This window comes from Actinotalea sp. JY-7885, from assembly GCF_014525465.1.
Lineage (GTDB): Bacteria > Actinomycetota > Actinomycetes > Actinomycetales > Cellulomonadaceae > Actinotalea.
In genome coordinates, this window is record NZ_JACEXH010000069.1 from 1 (window position 1) to 16,651 (window position 16,651).

Here is a 16,651-nt window from a genome sequence, read left to right on the forward strand (position 1 = left end):
TGGGGCGGCGCCGCCACCACCGTCGGCGTCACGTCGGCGCGCCGCGCGAGCGTGGCCTCGTCGAGCGACTCCCGGGTGCGGCGCACGAGCTCGAGCGCCGCGGCGGCGTCGACGGGACGCTCGTCGGGCGCCCTCGCCGCCAGCGCGCCGACGAGCTCGTCGATCTCGGCGGGGAGCCAGGTCACCGCGTCCGAGGGCGGGGGCACGTCGGAGTTCACGTGCTGGTAGGCGATCTGGATCGGCGTCGCGCCCGTGAAGGGCTGCGTGCCGGTGAGCATCTCGTACGCGAGGATCCCGACGGCGTAGACGTCCGTGCGGGTGTCGCTGGTGCCGTGCGCCACCAGCTCCGGTGCCAGGTACGCGACGGTGCCGAGCACGGTCCCGGTGGTCGTCGCGGTGACCTCCGTGACGGCGCGTGCGAGCCCGAAGTCGGCGACCTTGATCCGCCCGTCGGTGGCCAGCAGCACGTTCTCGGGCTTGACGTCCCGGTGGACCAGCCCGACGCGGTGGGCGGCAGCCAGCGCGTCGAGGATCGCCGTGAGGGTGTCGAGGGTCTCGCCGACCGTCAGGGCGCCCTCGTCGGTGAGGCGGCGACGCAGGTCGGTGCCCTCGACGTACTCCATCGTCAGGTAGCTCGTCTCGCCGTCGAGCCCTTGGTCGAAGACGCCGACGAGCCCCGGGTGCGTGAGCCGGGCGGCGGCGCGCGCCTCGCGGCGGAAGCGTGCGACGAACTCGGCGCCCGTCCCGCCCTCCGCGAGGTGGGGGTGCATCACCTTGATCGCGACCTCGCGGTCCAGGCGGCGGTCGACGGCGAGGTAGACGGTCGCCATGCCGCCCCGCGCGATCCGGGAGAGCACCTCGTACCGTCCGTCGATCAGGTGACCGAGGAGGGGGTCCGCGAGGGTGGCTGCCACGTCGGCAGTCTACGGAAGCCGGTCCGCGGAACCCGTCAGGCGTACCGCGTCATGTGCGTCTGGATGTTCGCGACGTAGACCCGCGTGTCGGCGTACATGCCGTACTTCCGGACGCCGGCCTGGCCCTGGTAGTAGCTCGCGATGGCGGTCGGCAGGTCGGGGCTCGTCGCGACGAGCTGCTTGAGGATGGCCACGCCCGCCGTGACGTTGTCCCGGGGGTCGAGCAGGTTCAGGGGCCGCCCCACGAGGTCGGAGGCCCAGGCGCCGGAGGTCGGGATGACCTGCATCGTGCCGATCGCGTTGGCGGGGGAGACGGCCGCCTGGTTGAAGCCCGACTCCTGGAAGGCGATCGCCTGCGCGAGCGCCGGGTCGACGCCCATCGTGCGCGCCGTGCTGACGACCAGCGCCTGCATATCGGCCTTGCTGGGCACGCCGGCCGCGAGGAGCGCCGCCTTGTTGGCGTTCGCCGAGTCCACGGTGGCCTGCGGGTAGGTCCGCCCCGCGAACGTGTTCCCGACCAGCTGGGTGGTCGGCGCGGCCGCCGGGGCGGTCGCGGCGCCCGCACCGGGGACCTGGAGCGTCTGGCCCGCGCGGATGAACGCGTCGGCGCCCAGCCCGTTGGCGCTGATGATCGCCGACGTCGTCGTGCCGTACCGCGTCGCGATGCCGGAGACCGTCTCGCCCGCCACGACGGTGTGGCCGGTGGTGCTGGGCGGCGCGGCGACGGGCGCGGCCGCCGCGGGGGCGGCCGGGGCGGAGCCGCTCGGGATGGTCAGGGCCTGACCGATGCGGATCATGGCGTCGGCGCCCAGGCCGTTCGCGGCGACGATCGAGGCCGTCGTCGTCCCGTAGCGCGTCGCGAGCCCGGAGACGGTGTCGCCGCGGACCACGTGGTGCGTGGTCACCGCGGGGGCTGCCGGGACGGCTGCCGGTGCCGCTGCCGTCGCGGTGGGGATGACGAGGCGCTGGCCGGCACGGATCGACGCCCGGGCGTCGAGGCCGTTCGCGGCGACGATGGCGCTCACGCTGGTCGAGGTCCGCTGGGCGATGTGGCTCACCGTGTCGCCCGAGCGCACCTCGTAGTCCTGCGCGTGCGCGCTGGTGGCACCCGCGGCGACGCCCGCGACGGCCAGGGCGACGGTCATGCCGGTCCCCCCGGCCACGCGGCGCGTGGGGGACGGGGACCGCAGAGCGGCGGCGTTCGACATGGCTTCACCTTCGGTTGAGCGGAGTGCGACCGGCCGTCCCCCGGAGCCATTGCGGTGCCTGAGGGGCTGAAGTTGCCAGTGTTACTGGTGTGACAGATGTGAAAACTACCGCGCCCGGCTCGCCGACGGAAGGCGACGGCATGGTCCGGGCGGGTGACCGTAGGCTGGGGAGGTGACTTTCGAGGACCTGGTCGACGAGTGGCTCCCCCTTCCCGACGTCGCCGAGCGGCTCGGCACGGACGTGGGCAAGGTGCGGCGCCTGCTGCAGGAGGACAAGCTCCTGGCCGTGCGCCAGGGGGAGCGGCGCATCCTGGCGGTGCCCGCGAAGTTCCTCATCGAGACGGCGTCGGGCTGGGAGGTCGTGCCGTCGCTGCAGGGCACGCTCGTCCTGCTGCGCGACGCCGGGTTCTCGGACGAGGAGACGGTCGCGTGGCTGTTCACGCCTGACCCCTCGCTCGAGTCGCTGGGCACGGGCGCCACGCGGCCCTCGACGCCGGTGGACGCGCTGCGCGCGGGGCACAAGACGGAGATCCGCCGGCGCGCCCAGGCGCTGGCCCTCTAGCCCTCCGGTCCTCCGACCGCGCCGCGCGGGCGACCCGCCCTCAGGCGCGGCGGCGGACCAGGGCGGCGCCGAGGGCGACGAGCATGTCGCGCCCCTCCGGCTCGAGGTCCGAGGCGGCCAGGGTCCGCAGGGGCGGGTCGGCGAGGTCGTCGATGAGCGCCTCGACCGCGTCGACGGCGCCGGACCCGCGCAGGGTCGCCCGGAGCCGCTCGACGTCCAGCTCGGTGAGGTCCTGACGCCCGAGGTGCTCCAGCACGAGGGCCCGGTCGGCGGCGGAGGCCGCCCCGAGCGCGCGCGCGACGAGCACCGTGCGCTTGCCCTCGCGCAGGTCGTCGCCGGCGGGCTTGCCCGTGGCGGCCGGCTCGCCGAAGACGCCCAGCACGTCGTCGCGCAGCTGGAACGCCTCGCCGAGCGGCAGGCCGACCTCGCGGCACCGCGCGAGGGCGTCGGGTCCCGCCCCGGCGAGGGTCGCGCCGAGCGTGAGGGGGTGCTCGACGCTGTACCGGGCGCTCTTGGCGCGCACCACCTCCCGGGCCCGGGCCTCGTCGGCGGCCGGGTCGGTGCCCCAGGGCAGCGTCTGCGCGAGGACGTCGAGGTACTGGCCCACCGTGACCTCGGTGCGCATCGTGTCGAAGACGGCGCGGACGGCGCGCGCGCGCTCGGGGGCGAGCGGCGTGGTCGCGGCCGTGAGCTCGCGGTCGCACGCGATGAGGGCGAGGTCGCCGAGCAGGATCGCGGCCGACTCCCCGAACCGGTGGGCCGGGCCGGACCATCCCTGCTCGACGTGGCGCGCCTCGAAGGCGCGGTGGGCCGACGGACGTCCGCGCCGGGTGTCCGAGCCGTCCATGACGTCGTCGTGGAACAGGGCGGCCGCCTGGAAGAGCTCGAGGGCCGCGCCGCAGCGCAGCGCCGCCGCCTCCTGCACCGGGTCGTCCGCGTCGCCCCCGTGCGCGCGCCAGGACCAGTAGCACAGGGCGGCCCGCATGCGCTTGCCCCCGGCGAGCATCGCCGTCATGGCCTCCACCAGGGCCGCGGCGTCCGGGCCGATGCCGTCGAGCTCGGCGGCGAGGTCCTCGAGGTGGGCGTGCAGGGCGGCCTCCACGCCGGGCCGCACGCGAGCGATCGCGGTGGCCGCACCGGGGACGTCGTCGCCGGTGGTCGGGCCGGTGCCGGGGAGCGGGTGGGGCGGCTGCACGCGGCCAGCCTAGGCGAGGGCAGCCGACCCACGGCGGCCGCGACGGCGCCGGTCCGCGACGGTGCCGTCCGCGACGGTGCCGGTCCACGGGGTCCCGGTTCTCCACAGTCCCGGTTCTCCACAGGCGCGAGGGTCCCGGCGCCACGGCGGCCCCGCGGTCGGCTCGGATGGGCCCATGCCGACGACCATCCGCACCGCCGAGCCGCGCGAGCTGCTGTCCCTCGTGCCGTACCAGCTCGGGTTCCGTCCCACCGACAGCGCCGTGCTCGTCAGCCTCCGCGGGGACCGGGGCCGCGTCGGGCTCGTCGCGCGGGTCGACCTGCCCGACCTCGTGGACCCCGCGACGGGGCCCGGCATCGCGCGCTCGCTGGTCACCCACCTCGTGGACGACGGCGCCGACCGCGCGGTGCTCGTGCTCTACCCCCGCGGGCCCCGCGCAGACGCGGCGGCCGAGGTCCGCGCCGCGCGGGCCCACGTCCTGGCGGCGGCCGCGCCGCGCCTGCAGGGCGTCGAGTGCTGGGTGGTCGGGCCGACCGGCTACTACGCGGCCGGGTGTGCCGACGCCGCGTGCTGCCCTGCCGAGGGGCGGCCGCTCGCGGACCTGCAGTCCACCGAGGTCGGCCTGCACATGGTCCTCGCGGGCGCCGCGGTGCTGGCGTCCCGGGCCGAGGTGGCGCAGATCCCTCTCGCGCCCGCGGCGGCTCGCCGCAGTGCGCGTCGCGCCGCGGCCCGCTGGTCGCGCCACGCCGCGGACGCCGTCGACCCGGCCGAGCTGGTCGCGTGGCGTCGGGAAGGGATGGACCTGTGGCGGGCCGAGCTGGCCCGTGCGGCCGGTGCGCTGGCTCCGGCGGTGCGTGGAGGCACCGCCGCGGGAGCGGGAGGTTCGCGCGGCGCGCCCGGCCCGCGTCTGACGACGGTCGTCGCGGGACGCCTGCAGGCGGTCCTGGCCGACGTCCGGTGCCGCGACGGCGTCCTGCTGAGCCTGGTCCCGGACGGCGGCCCCGTCGCGGACGGCGTCCTCGCGGGCCACGACGAGGGCGTCGGCGCCGCCCTGGACGCCATCGTCGACCCGGTCGCGGGCGTGCCGCCGGACCCGGCGCTGCTCGCCGGCGCCGTCGCGCTGCTCGAGCAGGTCGCCGCGCACTGCCCACGCCGCGCGCTCGCGCCACCGCTGACTCTCCTCGGCGTCCTCGCGTGGTGGCAGGGGGAGGGGGCCAGGGCGGCCGTGCTGCTCGAGCGGGTGCTCGAGGTCGAACCGTCCTACCGGCTCGCCGCGCTGCTCGGCGAGGCGCTGGCGGCGGGCATGCCGCCGGGATGGCTGCGCCCGGCACGCGGCTGACGTGCGGGCACGTCGGTGGGCCGTCCCGTGATCGGGTAGCGTCGCTCCCGCTGGGCCAGTCCAGAGGAGGACAGATGAGCGTGGTGGTCGGCTACGTCGCGACACCGGAGGGCGACGCCGCGTTCGACACGGCCGTCGCCGAGGCCAAGGCACGGGGCGTCGACCTCGTGGTGGTCCTCAGCGAGCGGGGACACCGCTTCGGCGGCGAGACGCCGGACCTCGAGGCCCAGGCCGCCGACCTCCGCACCCGCGTGGCCGACAGCGGGGTCGCCCTCGACGTCCGCCGCACCACGGGCGGACGCGACGTCGCCGAGGACATCATCGACGCCGCCCGCTCCGGCGGTGCCCAGCTCATCGTCATCGGCCTGCGCCGGCGCAGCCCGGTCGGCAAGCTGCTCCTGGGGTCCAACGCCCAGCGCATCCTGCTGGACGCGCCGTGCCCCGTGCTCGCGGTCAAGCCGCCTGCGTCCTGAGCCTCCCGACGTCGGGAGCACCCGCGTCCTGAGGACCGGGCGCGGTGGCGGGCGCGCCCGCAGAGGTCCCGAATGCGCCCCCGGCAGCGCCGTCGGGCGCCCTGCCGCCGCCGCGGATCGTCACTCGGACGGCCTTCGAGGCATGGATCGGGACCCTCCTGACGTTACAATGTGCGTCTACTCCCGGACCAATCTCTGCGAGCCTGGCGCTGCCGAAAGGTTCTACGTGTCATCCCTCTCTTCTCGTTCTTCCCTCCCGCGTGAGTTCGAGCACCCTGCCCTGCAGGAGCTCGTCCGCCGCGGCCACACGCACGGCACCGTCGACGCAGCGGACCTGCGCCACGCCTGCGAGGTCGCGGACGTGGCGCCCGCACGCCTGCGGAGCATCCTGCGTGGCCTGTCCGACGCGGGCATCTCCGTGAGCGAGCCCACGCGCCCCGCCGTGGCGGCCGCCGCGACCCGCCGGTCCGGCACCACGACCGCCCTCGCGCCCGAGGCGGACGGCGCCGCGCCGGCCAAGCCCGCGGCGAAGCGCGCCACCACGAAGTCCGCGACCGCCAAGGCCGCCGCCAAGCCGGCAGCCGCCAAGGCCGCGTCCAAGGGCCCCGCGACCGCCAAGGCGAAGGCGGCCGCCAAGGCCGCCGCCGGCGGCGAGGACGTGGAGCCCACGGACGACGTCGAGCCCGGCGACGACGACGTGGTCGTCGAGGACGTCGTGGTCGAGGACGTCGTCGTCGTCGAGGGCGACGCCGAGGACGCGGGCACGACGGAGGACGGCGAGACGACCGCGAAGCCCGCCGCCAAGGAGGAGGAGACCGAGGACGCCGGGTTCACCTACTCCGACGCCGACGACGACGACGCCCCGGCGCAGCAGGTCGTCACGGCGGGCGCCACGGCCGACCCGGTCAAGGACTACCTCAAGCAGATCGGCAAGGTCGCGCTCCTCAACGCGGAGCAGGAGGTCGAGCTCGCCAAGCGGATCGAGGCCGGCCTGTTCGCCGACGAGAAGCTGGCCGCGAACCCGAAGCTCGAGCCCAAGCTGCGGCGCGAGCTCGAGTGGATCGCGTCCGACGGGCGCCGGGCGAAGAACCACCTGCTCGAGGCCAACCTGCGCCTCGTCGTCTCGCTCGCCAAGCGCTACACCGGCCGCGGCATGCTCTTCCTGGACCTGATCCAGGAGGGCAACCTCGGCCTCATCCGTGCGGTCGAGAAGTTCGACTACACCAAGGGCTACAAGTTCTCGACCTACGCGACGTGGTGGATCCGCCAGGCCATCACCCGCGCGATGGCGGACCAGGCGCGGACCATCCGCATCCCGGTCCACATGGTCGAGGTCATCAACAAGCTCGCCCGGGTGCAGCGGCAGATGCTCCAGGACCTGGGCCGCGAGCCCACGCCTGAGGAGCTCGCCAAGGAGCTCGACATGACCCCGGAGAAGGTCGTCGAGGTCCAGAAGTACGGCCGCGAGCCCATCTCCCTGCACACGCCGCTCGGCGAGGACGGCGACAGCGAGTTCGGCGACCTCATCGAGGACTCCGAGGCCGTCGTGCCTGCGGACGCGGTGAGCTTCACGCTCCTGCAGGAGCAGCTGCACCAGGTGCTCGACACGCTCTCGGAGCGCGAGGCCGGCGTCGTGTCCATGCGGTTCGGCCTCACGGACGGGCAGCCCAAGACGCTCGACGAGATCGGCAAGGTCTACGGGGTGACGCGCGAGCGGATCCGGCAGATCGAGTCCAAGACCATGTCGAAGCTCCGCCACCCGAGCCGTTCGCAGGTGCTGCGCGACTACCTCGACTGACCTGTGCCACGCATGAGCGCGAGGGCGGCCGGCCGTGTGCTGGCCGCCCTCGCCGTGCTCGGGGCCGCGGGCGTGCTCGTCGTCGGCCGCGTGCACGGCTCCTACGACGGGCTGCTGGTCGCGATCTCGGCGCTCGGCCTCGTCGGCGGCGCCGTGCTCCTCGTGCGCGACGCGCGTCGCGGGCGGGCGCCGGTGGGCCAGCCCGGTCGGCGGCCGCTGGTCTGAGCCGGGCCCCCGGTCCCGGACGTGCCCGGACCGCGGGGTCAGCCGCCGAACACCGCCGCGAGCAGCCACGTCGCGGCGGCGATGCACGCCAGACCGAGCTCGATCACCATGCCGAGCGCCGTCGCCTTGAGCGCGACCATCGCCGAGCCGCGCGCCTGCGCGACGTCGCGCAGACGCAGGTACTCCATGCCGAACAGGGCCAGCGGGAAGAACACGAGCAGCCCGATCACGGGGATCACGAAGAAGCCCACGATCCCCGCGAGCCCCGCCACGAGCAGCGAGCGGCGTGGCACGCCGGCGTCGCTGACCCGCTTGCCCGCGACGACGTAGGTCGCGGCCCACCCGGCCGCGAGCAGGAGCAGGGCGATGCCGAGCACGACCCAGCCGGTGACGGTCCCGGTGTCGATCGCCCACACGAGCAGGGCGACCGCGATGAGCAGGGACCCCGGCAGCACCGGCACGACGATGCCGACCAGGCCGACCAGGATGGCGAGTCCGACGAGCAGGTCCACGAGGTCCAACGGTCACTCCAGGGGGCGGGCAGCGCGGCTGCGGGGGAGGCAGGGCGCCGGCGGGCGGCGCTGCGCCGGGGTCGGCAGCAGAGCCTACGACGCGAACGGCCGACGACGCGGGGCCCATCGACGACACAGGACGACGCAGGCCGATCAACGACGCAGGGCCCGGGACGGTGTCCCGGGCCCTGGAGGCTCGTCGTGCGAGCGGGTCGCCGCGCCAGGCGGCGGTCGTGGATGTCAGCGGGTCGGTGCGCCGTGCTCCTCGAGGAGCCGCTCGGTCTCGTCCTGGACGCTCACCGCGACGTCCGCGAACGCGGACGCGTGGCGGCGACCGTGGTGGGCGCAGAAGAGGAGCTCGCCGGTCGGCAGCACGACACGCACGTATGCCTGAGCGCCGCAGCGGTCGCAGCGATCGGCTGCGGTCAACGGGGAGGTCGTCGTCGTGGTCACCGCTCCATACAACCACCCCGACACCGACCTGACCCCCCGGAAGCGGCGATATTCGCTCACCGCGTAGTCCGTTGGTCCCTTGTGCCCGAGCCGCGTCCCTCCGCGCGCTCCGGGGCCGGGGTCCCGGCCCCGGTCGCGCCTGCCGGGGCGTGTCGGGCCCAGCACCTAGGATCGGGGCGTGACCAGCACGGTGTCAGAGTCCAGCTACACCGCCCGCCACCTCTCGGTGCTCGAGGGGCTGGAGGCGGTCCGCAAGCGACCCGGCATGTACATCGGGACCACCGACTCGCGCGGCCTGATGCACTGCCTGTGGGAGATCATCGACAACTCGGTCGACGAGGCGCTGGGCGGTCACTGCGACCGGATCGACATCGTGCTCCACGCGGACTCCTCGGTCGAGGTGCGTGACAACGGCCGCGGCATCCCGGTCGACGTCGAGCCCAAGACGGGGCTCTCGGGCGTCGAGGTCGTCTTCACCAAGCTGCACGCCGGCGGCAAGTTCGGCGGCGGCTCGTACGCGGCGTCGGGCGGCCTGCACGGCGTCGGCGCGAGCGTGGTCAACGCCCTGTCCTCCCGGCTCGACGTCGAGGTGGACCGCGGCGGTCGCACGCACCGGATGACCTTCCACCGCGGCGAGCCCGGCCGGTTCGCGGACCCGGCCGCCGGCGCCGACCCGGACGCGCCGTTCACCCCGTTCGTGGACGCGTCCGAGCTCGCCGTCGTCGGCAAGGTCCCCCGCGCGCGGACGGGCACGCGCGTGCGCTACTGGGCCGACCGCCAGGTGTTCCCGCGCACGGCCGTGTTCTCGTACGACGAGCTCGTCTCGCGCGTGCGGCAGACGACGTTCCTCGTGCCGGGGCTGACGATCACGGTGCGCGACGAGCGCGGCCTGCCCGGGACGCCGGGCGCCGAGGGCCCGCACGAGGAGACCTTCGTCCACCACGGCGGGACCGTCGACTTCGTCGAGTTCCTGGCGCCCGACACGGCCGTGACGCAGACGTGGCACCTCGCCGGCACCGGCACCTTCACCGAGACGGTGCCCGTGCTCGACGGGCGCGGCCACCTGATGTCGCAGGAGGTCACGCGGGAGACCGAGGTCGACGTCGCGCTGCGGTGGGGGACCGGGTACGACACCGAGGTCCGCTCGTTCGTCAACATCATCGCGACGCCCAAGGGCGGCACGCACCTGGCCGGCTTCGAGCAGGCGCTGCTCAAGACGCTGCGCAAGCAGGTCGAGCTCAACGCCCGGCGGCTCAAGGTCTCCACGAAGGACTCGTCGGAGCGCATCGAGAAGGACGACGTCCTCGCCGGCCTCACCGCGGTCGTCACCGTCCGCCTGGCGGAGCCGCAGTTCGAGGGCCAGACCAAGGAGGTCCTGGGGACCGGACCGGTCCGTGCGATCGTCGCCAAGGTCGTGGAGACGGAGCTCACGGCCCTGCTGACGTCGAGCAAGCGCGACCTCAAGGGCCAGGCCAGCCTCGTGCTCGACAAGGTCGTCGCCGAGATGCGGGCCCGGCTCTCGGCGCGCAAGCAGAAGGAGATCTCGCGGCGCAAGAACGCCCTGGAGACCTCGGCCCTGCCCGCCAAGCTCGCGGACTGCCGCAGCGACGACGTCGAGCGCAGCGAGCTCTTCATCGTCGAGGGCGACAGCGCGCTCGGGACGGCCAAGCTCGCGCGCAGCTCGGACTTCCAGGCGCTCCTGCCGATCCGCGGCAAGATCCTCAACGTCCAGAAGGCCTCGATCTCGGACATGCTCAAGAACGCCGAGTGCGCCGCGATCATCCAGGTGCTCGGCGCGGGCTCGGGGCGCAGCTTCGACCTCGAGGCGGCGCGCTACGGCAAGATCGTGCTCATGACGGACGCCGACGTCGACGGCGCCCACATCCGGACCCTGCTGCTCACGCTGTTCTTCCGGTACATGCGTCCCCTGGTCGACGCCGGACGCGTGTACGCCGCGGTCCCGCCCCTGCACCGCATCGAGGTCATCGGCGCCGGCTCGCGCAAGAACGAGTACGTCTACACGTACTCCGAGGCCGAGCTGGCGACGACGCTGAAGAAGCTCGAGCGCTCCGGGCGCCGCTACAAGGAGGACATCCAGCGGTACAAGGGCCTGGGCGAGATGGACGCGGACCAGCTCGCGGAGACGACGATGGACCCCCGCCACCGGACCCTGCGCCGCGTCACGGCGCAGGACGCCGCGGCCGCGGAGACGGTCTTCGAGCTCCTCATGGGCTCGGAGGTCGGACCGCGCCGCGACTTCATCGTGGCCGGTGCGGCGCAGCTCGACCGCGCCCGCATCGACGCCTGAGCGCCGGCACGCTCTAGGGTCTCCCACGTGACAATGCTCGAGCCGATCGCCGTCCGCGCCGACCCGCCCGACGTCCTCGAGGTACCGCACGCGCACCTGGAGCTGTCGTGGCGTCCCCTGCAGGCCCGGGACGCGACGGCGCTGCACGCCCTGATCGAGGCCATCCAGGTGGCGGACGCGCGGCCCCAGCGCGAGTCCTACGAGGACGTCGTGGAGATGTTCGAGGGCGGCTGGAAGGACCTGGAGCGCGACACCCTGGGCGGCTTCGACACCCACGGCGTGATGCGCGCGTACGGCTTCGTGGAGGTGCTCCCGAGCGACGTGAGCACGGTGCGCGCGTTCCTGCGCGGCGGGGTGCACCCGCGGTGGCGGGGGCGCGGCCTCGGCCGGGCGCTCGTGGGCTGGCTCGAGGGCCGGGGTCGGCAGAAGCTGGCGGAGTCCGGCAAGGAGCTGCCCGCCCGCCTGGCGGTGTTCGTCGACGAGTCCGCCCGCGACCACCGGCGGCTGTGGGCCGCCGCGGGCTTCAGCCCGGTCCGCTGGTACACGGAGATGCGCCGCGACCTCGCCCAGCCGCTCCCGGACGCCCAGGTGCCCGCCGGCGTGCGCGTCGTCGGCTGGGAGCCGGAGCTCGACGACGCGGTGCGGCGCGCGCACAACGAGGCCTTCGCCGCCGACCACTGGGGCTCCGAGCCGCGGACGCCGGAGACGTGGCGGCACGGCCCGCACTTCGCGCCCACGTGGAGCTTCGTGGCGCTCGGCGACGGGGACGAGGTCCTGGGGTACCTGATCTCGGGCCGTTACGAGGACGACTGGGCCGCGGACGGGTACACCTCCGGCTACACGGAGCTGCTGGGCGTCCGCCGCGCGGCGCGCGGGACCGGTCTGGGCACGGCGCTCCTGGCGCGGGCGATGACGGCGTACCGGGCGGACGGCATGCAGTACGCGTGCCTAGGGGTCGACACCGCCAACCCGTCCGGCGCCCACGGCATGTACGAGCGTCTGGGCTACGAGGCCACCCACGGCGAGGTCCTGTACAGCGTCGAGCTCTGAGCCCTGCCGGGCCGGCGGTCCCGCGAGGCGCCGGCCCCGCGGTCAGCCGACGGCGTGCAGCGGGGCGGGCAGCGCGACGCCGCTGCCGTCGCGGCGCGGGTCGAGGGGCGGCAGCTCGAGGGCCTGACCGGCCGAGCCCGTCGCCCGGACGGGCGCCGGCCCGACCCAGGCGAGCAGGAGCGTGTCCTCGCCCCGCAGGAAGCGCTGCGCCCGCACGCCGCCGGTCGCGCGACCCTTGGCGGGGTACGCGTCGAACGGCGTGACCTTGGCGGCGCCGGGCTGCGTGCCCGCCAGCGCGCCGGAGGTCCCGGCGACCGTGACGACGACCGCCTCGGGCGTCCCCGCGGGGACCGCGCCGAAGAAGACCACGCGCTCGCCGGGCGCGAGCTTGATCCCCGTCATCCCGCCGGCCGGGCGGCCCTGCGGCCGCACCGCGGCCGCCCCGAAGTGCAGCAGCTGGGCGTCGCTCGTGACCAGCACGAGCTCGTCGTCGTCCCCGACCACGGTGGCGCCCACCACCTCGTCGCCGTCGCGCAGGCCGATGACGTCCCACGCGTCGCGGCTCGGCGCCTGCTCGCTCACCACGCGCTTGACGACGCCGCCCGCGGTGCCCAGCGCCAGCGTCGGGCTGTCCGCGTCGAGGCCGACCAGGGCGAGGACGCGCTCACCGGGCCCGAGCTCGAGCACCTCGCTGACGGGCACGCCGCCCGAGAGCGACGGGGGACCGTCCGTCGGCGGCATGCCGGGCAGGTCCAGCACCGGCAGGCGCAGCACGCGGCCCCGGTTCGTCACCGCCCCGATCTCGCCGCGCGTGGAGGTCAGCACCCGCGAGGCGACGACGTCGTGCGCGGCGCGGCGGCCCTCGCGCGCCGGCTCGGTCTCGTCGGCGGTACGGGCGAGGAGGCCCGTGCCGGAGAGCAGCGCCCAGCAGGGGGCGTCGGCGATCTCGAGCGGCGCGGTGCGGGCGGCGGGCGCTCCGACCACGCCGGACCCCCCGGCGTGCTCGAGCAGGATGGTGCGGCGCGGCGTGCCGAAGGTGGCGGCGACCTTCGCCATCTCGTCGCTCACCACGGTCCGCAGCAGCGCGTCGTCGGCGAGGATCGCCTCCAGCTCGGCGATCTCGCGACGCAGCTGCTCGGCCTCCTTCTCCAGCTCGATCCGCGAGAACCGCGTGAGCCGCCGCAGCCGCAGCTCGAGGATGTACTCGGACTGCTGCGTGGACAGGTCGAAGACGCTCATGAGGCGCTCGCGCGCGACCTCGGCGGTGTCCGACGCCCGGATCACCTGGATGACCTCGTCGATGTCGAGGATCGCGACGAGCAGGCCCTCGACGAGGTGCAGCCGCTCGAGGCGCCGCGCGAGCCGGTGCGCGGTGCGCCGCCGCACCACCGTGAGCCGGTGGCTGACCCAGACCTCGAGCATGTCCCGCAGGCCGAGGGTGCGCGGCTGGCCGTCGACCAGCGCGACGTTGTTGATGCCGAAGGAGTCCTCCATCGGCGTGTAGCGGTACAGGTGCTCGAGCACGGCCTCGGGGTCGAAGCCGCTCTTGACCTCGATGACGAGCCGGAGCCCGTGGGTGCGGTCGGTGAGGTCGGTGACCGCCGTGATGCCGCCCAGCTTCTTGGCCTGGACCGCCTCCTTGATCTTCTCGATCACCTTCTCGGGACCGACGAGGTAGGGGAGCTCGGTGACGACGATCCCCTTGCGGCGGGGCGTGACGTTCTCGATCCGCGCGGTCGCGCGCGTGCGGAAGGTGCCGCGCCCCGTGCGGTACGCCTCGCGCACGCCCTCGAGGCCGACGATCTTGCCGCCGGTCGGCAGGTCCGGCCCGGGGACGAACCGCATGAGGTCCTCGAGCGTCGCGTGGGGGTTCGCCACGAGGTGGCGCGCCGCGGCGACGACCTCGACGAGGTTGTGCGGCGCCATGTTGGTGGCCATGCCGACGGCGATCCCCGAGGCGCCGTTGACGAGGAGGTTCGGCAGCGCGGAGGGCAGGACCTCGGGCTGGGTCAGCTTGTTGTCGTAGTTGGGGCCGAAGTCGACGACGTCCTCGTCGAGGTCGGTCACCATCGCCATGGCGGCAGAGGCCAGGCGCGCCTCGGTGTAGCGCGGGGCCGCGGGGCCGTCGTCGAGGGAGCCGAAGTTGCCGTGGCCGTCGATGAGGGGCAGGCGCAGGGAGAACGGCTGGGCCATGCGGACCAGCGCGTCGTAGATCGCCGTGTCGCCGTGGGGGTGGAGCTTGCCCATGACCTCGCCCACCACGCGGGCGGACTTCACGTGGGCCCGGTCGGGGCGCAGGCCCATGTCGGCCATCTGGTAGAGGATGCGGCGCTGCACGGGCTTGAGGCCGTCGCGCGCGTCGGGCAGGGCCCGCGCGTAGATGACCGAGTACGCGTACTCGAGGAACGAGCCCTCCATCTCCGCCTGGACGTCGATCTCGACGATGTTCTCGGCGACGGGTCCGACAGGCGCGTCTGGGGTTCGGCGGGCCATCGGCGGCGGGGCTCCTCGGTTCGTGCGGGGCGGACGTCCCATTGTCGCTGCTGGCGCGCCGGTCCCGGTCCCGCGACGCGCCCGGCGGCTAGCCTGGGCCGGTGAGCGACGCGGCGGGCCCGGCTGGGAGCACGGCGCCGGGCTACCCCCGTCACTGGGAGGCCGACGTCGTCCTGCGTGACGGCAGCACCGCGCACGTGCGGCCCATCCGCACGCAGGACGCGGCTCGGCTGCAGGCCTTCCACGTGGCGCAGTCCGAGCGCTCGACGTACTTCCGCTTCTTCGCCCAGCTGGAGCGGCTGCCCGAGCGGGATCTCACCCGGTTCACGCAGGTCGACCACCACGACCGGGTCGCGCTCGTCGCGGTCACCGACGCGCCCGAGGACGAGGGCGGCGAGCGCATCATCGCCGTCGCCCGCTACGACCGGACCGGCCCGGCCGAGGCCGAGGTCGCCTTCAACGTCGCGGACGACCACCACGGCCGCGGGCTGGGTTCCGTGCTGCTGGAGCACCTCGCGGCGGCGGCGCGCGAACGGGGCATCCGGCGCTTCACGGCCGAGGTGCTGCCGCAGAACGGGCAGATGCTCGGTGTGTTCCGCGTCGCCGGCTACGTCGTGCGCCAGCACCTCGACGACGGCATCGTCACCGTGTCGTTCGACCTGGACCCCACCGAGCGCTCGCTCGCCGTCATGGCCGACCGCGAGCACCGGGCGGAGGCGCGCAGCGTCCGCGCCCTGCTCACCCCCGCGTCGGTGCTCGTCGTCACGGACGGCGGCCCGGGCACGCGCGCACCGGCCCTCGCCGTGGTCGCGCACCTGCGCGGCACCGGTGCGCCGGGCGACCCGCCCGCCGTGGGCGCGGGTGACGCCGACGGCGTCCTGCGCCCCGTCGTCCACGTGGTCGGACTGACGGCGGACGACGCCGCCGGCGCGCTGGTCCACGACGACGTCGCGACCGTGCCCGGCCGGGTCGACCTGCTCGTCCTGGCCGTCGCCGCCGAGCGCGCCGCCGACGTCGTGCGGCGCTGCGCACGGCTCGGGGCCCACGGCGTCGTCGTGCTGACGGGCGGGTTCGCCGAGACGGGACCCGACGGCCTCGCGCACCAGCGGGCGCTCGTGCGGGCGGCGCACGGCGCGGGGATGCGCGTGCTCGGCCCGGCGTCGTTCGGCTTCTTCCGCCACGGCGACGCGTCGGCGCGCCCGGGTGCGTCCGGTGACGGCGCCGGGGGCGGCGACCCCGCGCCCACGGTCAACGCCTCGCTCACCCCGGCGCTGCCGCAGCCGGGGAGCCTGGCGCTGTTCTGCCAGTCCGCGCCGCTGGCGGTCGGGCTGCTCGCCTCGGCGCGACGCCGCGGCCTCGGCCTGTCGACCTTCGTCTCCTCGGGCAACCGCGCCGACGTGTCCGGCAACGACCTGATGCAGTTCTGGACCCAGGACGACGCGACGCAGGTGGTCGGGCTCTACCTCGAGTCGATCGGGAACCCCCGCAAGTTCGCCCGCGTCGCCCGCCGGCTCGCCTCCGGCAAGCCGCTCGTCGTGCTGACCGCCGGGCGCTCCGGGCACGTCGTGCCCGCCGGCCACGCGCTGCGCACCACGCGCGTGCCGCGGCGCGCGCTCGACGAGGTGCTGCGCCAGTCCGGCGTCGTGCGCGTCGAGAGCCAGCACGCGCTGCTCGACGCGGCGCAGCTCTTCGCGCACCAGCCGCTGCCCCGCGGCCGCCGGGTGGCCGTGCTCACCGGGTCCGAGCCCATGGCCGCCCTCGTCGCGGAGGCGGCGTCCTCGGCCGGCCTGACGGTGGTGGACCGGCGCGCCATCCTCTCGGCGGGGGAGACGGAGGAGGAGCTGCGGCTCCTCGACGCCACGCTGAGCGAGGTCTACGCCGACCCCGGGACCGACGTCGTGGTCGTCGTCCACGTCCCCACCCTCGGCGCGCCGGACCCCCGTGTCGCGGCCGCGGTCGCGCGAGCCGCCGCGGGCTCGGGCCGCACGACCGTCGCGTGCGTGCTCGGTCTCAGCGGCATCACGCCCGCGCTGACGGCCACCGACGCCGAGGGCCGGACCTGGTCGGTCCCCGCGTACGCGGCGCCCGAGGACGGCGTCGCCGCGCTCGCCGCCGCCGTCC

Annotated in this window: 14 protein-coding genes; 8 read left to right on the forward strand and 6 right to left on the reverse strand. The window is 75.1% G+C overall.

Annotated elements, in window-relative coordinates; all coding sequences use genetic code 11:
- Both IDM29_RS08295 and IDM29_RS08300 read right to left on the reverse strand, forming a co-directional pair.
- Nucleotides 1–914: protein kinase (locus IDM29_RS08295; protein ID WP_188037414.1), on the reverse strand; the 914-nt coding region annotated here is incomplete at its 3' end.
- Nucleotides 915–949: 35 nt separating this feature from the next.
- Nucleotides 950–2,122: a LysM peptidoglycan-binding domain-containing protein gene (locus tag IDM29_RS08300; protein WP_182111326.1), complete on the reverse strand. Its 1,173-nt coding sequence runs from the start codon at nucleotides 2,120–2,122 to the stop codon at nucleotides 950–952.
- A 172-nt stretch (nucleotides 2,123–2,294) separates the two neighbouring features.
- Here IDM29_RS08300 and IDM29_RS08305 point away from each other — a divergent pair, with 172 nt between their 5' ends.
- Nucleotides 2,295–2,684: an Rv2175c family DNA-binding protein gene (locus IDM29_RS08305; RefSeq protein WP_182111325.1), complete on the forward strand. Its 390-nt coding sequence runs from the start codon at nucleotides 2,295–2,297 to the stop codon at nucleotides 2,682–2,684.
- A gap of 40 nt (nucleotides 2,685–2,724) precedes the next feature.
- Here the strand turns inward: IDM29_RS08305 and IDM29_RS08310 are convergent, their stop codons facing one another.
- A complete protein-coding gene (locus tag IDM29_RS08310; protein ID WP_370525716.1) occupies nucleotides 2,725–3,879 on the reverse strand; it encodes a polyprenyl synthetase family protein in 1,155 nt (384 codons plus the stop codon).
- A 175-nt stretch (nucleotides 3,880–4,054) separates the two neighbouring features.
- Here IDM29_RS08310 and IDM29_RS08315 point away from each other — a divergent pair, with 175 nt between their 5' ends.
- The 4 genes from IDM29_RS08315 (at nucleotide 4,055) to IDM29_RS08330 (ending at nucleotide 7,714) form a co-directional block, all read left to right on the forward strand.
- Entirely contained in the window at nucleotides 4,055–5,218 is a 1,164-nt protein-coding gene (locus IDM29_RS08315) for a DUF4192 family protein (RefSeq protein ID WP_182111324.1), read from the forward strand.
- 74 nt (nucleotides 5,219–5,292) lie between these two features.
- Nucleotides 5,293–5,691 carry a universal stress protein gene (locus IDM29_RS08320; protein ID WP_182111323.1) on the forward strand — a complete coding sequence of 133 codons (399 nt, stop codon included), beginning with the start codon at nucleotides 5,293–5,295 and terminating at the stop codon, nucleotides 5,689–5,691.
- A gap of 226 nt (nucleotides 5,692–5,917) precedes the next feature.
- Nucleotides 5,918–7,489 carry an RNA polymerase sigma factor gene (locus IDM29_RS08325; protein ID WP_255491531.1) on the forward strand — a complete coding sequence of 524 codons (1,572 nt, stop codon included), beginning with the start codon at nucleotides 5,918–5,920 and terminating at the stop codon, nucleotides 7,487–7,489.
- A 12-nt stretch (nucleotides 7,490–7,501) separates the two neighbouring features.
- Nucleotides 7,502–7,714 (forward strand): hypothetical protein, encoded by a 213-nt coding sequence (locus IDM29_RS08330; protein WP_182111322.1) that lies wholly within the window; start codon nucleotides 7,502–7,504, stop codon nucleotides 7,712–7,714.
- Between the two features lie 38 nt (nucleotides 7,715–7,752).
- Here IDM29_RS08330 and IDM29_RS08335 read toward each other — a convergent pair whose 3' ends face one another.
- Entirely contained in the window at nucleotides 7,753–8,226 is a 474-nt protein-coding gene (locus IDM29_RS08335) for a DUF456 domain-containing protein (RefSeq protein ID WP_255491891.1), read from the reverse strand.
- Nucleotides 8,227–8,466: 240 nt separating this feature from the next.
- Nucleotides 8,467–8,679, reverse strand: coding sequence for a hypothetical protein (locus tag IDM29_RS08340; RefSeq protein WP_182111321.1), 213 nt, complete (start codon nucleotides 8,677–8,679; stop codon nucleotides 8,467–8,469).
- A 178-nt stretch (nucleotides 8,680–8,857) separates the two neighbouring features.
- On the opposite strand from IDM29_RS08340, the gene IDM29_RS08345 reads away from it, so the two are divergent.
- Both IDM29_RS08345 and IDM29_RS08350 read left to right on the forward strand, forming a co-directional pair.
- Nucleotides 8,858–10,987 (forward strand): type IIA DNA topoisomerase subunit B, encoded by a 2,130-nt coding sequence (locus IDM29_RS08345; RefSeq protein WP_182111320.1) that lies wholly within the window; start codon nucleotides 8,858–8,860, stop codon nucleotides 10,985–10,987.
- 33 nt (nucleotides 10,988–11,020) lie between these two features.
- Nucleotides 11,021–12,037, forward strand: coding sequence for a GNAT family N-acetyltransferase (locus IDM29_RS08350; protein ID WP_182114180.1), 1,017 nt, complete (start codon nucleotides 11,021–11,023; stop codon nucleotides 12,035–12,037).
- Between the two features lie 42 nt (nucleotides 12,038–12,079).
- Here the strand turns inward: IDM29_RS08350 and IDM29_RS08355 are convergent, their stop codons facing one another.
- Nucleotides 12,080–14,530, reverse strand: coding sequence for a DNA topoisomerase (ATP-hydrolyzing) subunit A (locus IDM29_RS08355; protein WP_182111319.1), 2,451 nt, complete (start codon nucleotides 14,528–14,530; stop codon nucleotides 12,080–12,082).
- A gap of 101 nt (nucleotides 14,531–14,631) precedes the next feature.
- On the opposite strand from IDM29_RS08355, the gene IDM29_RS08360 reads away from it, so the two are divergent.
- On the forward strand, nucleotides 14,632–16,651 hold a 2,020-nt coding region (locus IDM29_RS08360; RefSeq protein ID WP_188037415.1), incomplete at its 3' end, for a GNAT family N-acetyltransferase.

Coding starts and splice junctions, on each gene's coding strand:
- IDM29_RS08320 (WP_182111323.1), top strand. CDS start 5,293: ATGAGCGTGGTGGTCGGCTACGTCGCGACACCGGAGGGCGACGCCGCG.
- IDM29_RS08315 (WP_182111324.1), top strand. CDS start 4,055: ATGCCGACGACCATCCGCACCGCCGAGCCGCGCGAGCTGCTGTCCCTC.
- IDM29_RS08355 (WP_182111319.1), bottom strand. CDS start 14,530: ATGGCCCGCCGAACCCCAGACGCGCCTGTCGGACCCGTCGCCGAGAAC.
- IDM29_RS08300 (WP_182111326.1), bottom strand. CDS start 2,122: ATGTCGAACGCCGCCGCTCTGCGGTCCCCGTCCCCCACGCGCCGCGTG.
- IDM29_RS08350 (WP_182114180.1), top strand. CDS start 11,021: ATGCTCGAGCCGATCGCCGTCCGCGCCGACCCGCCCGACGTCCTCGAG.
- IDM29_RS08330 (WP_182111322.1), top strand. CDS start 7,502: ATGAGCGCGAGGGCGGCCGGCCGTGTGCTGGCCGCCCTCGCCGTGCTC.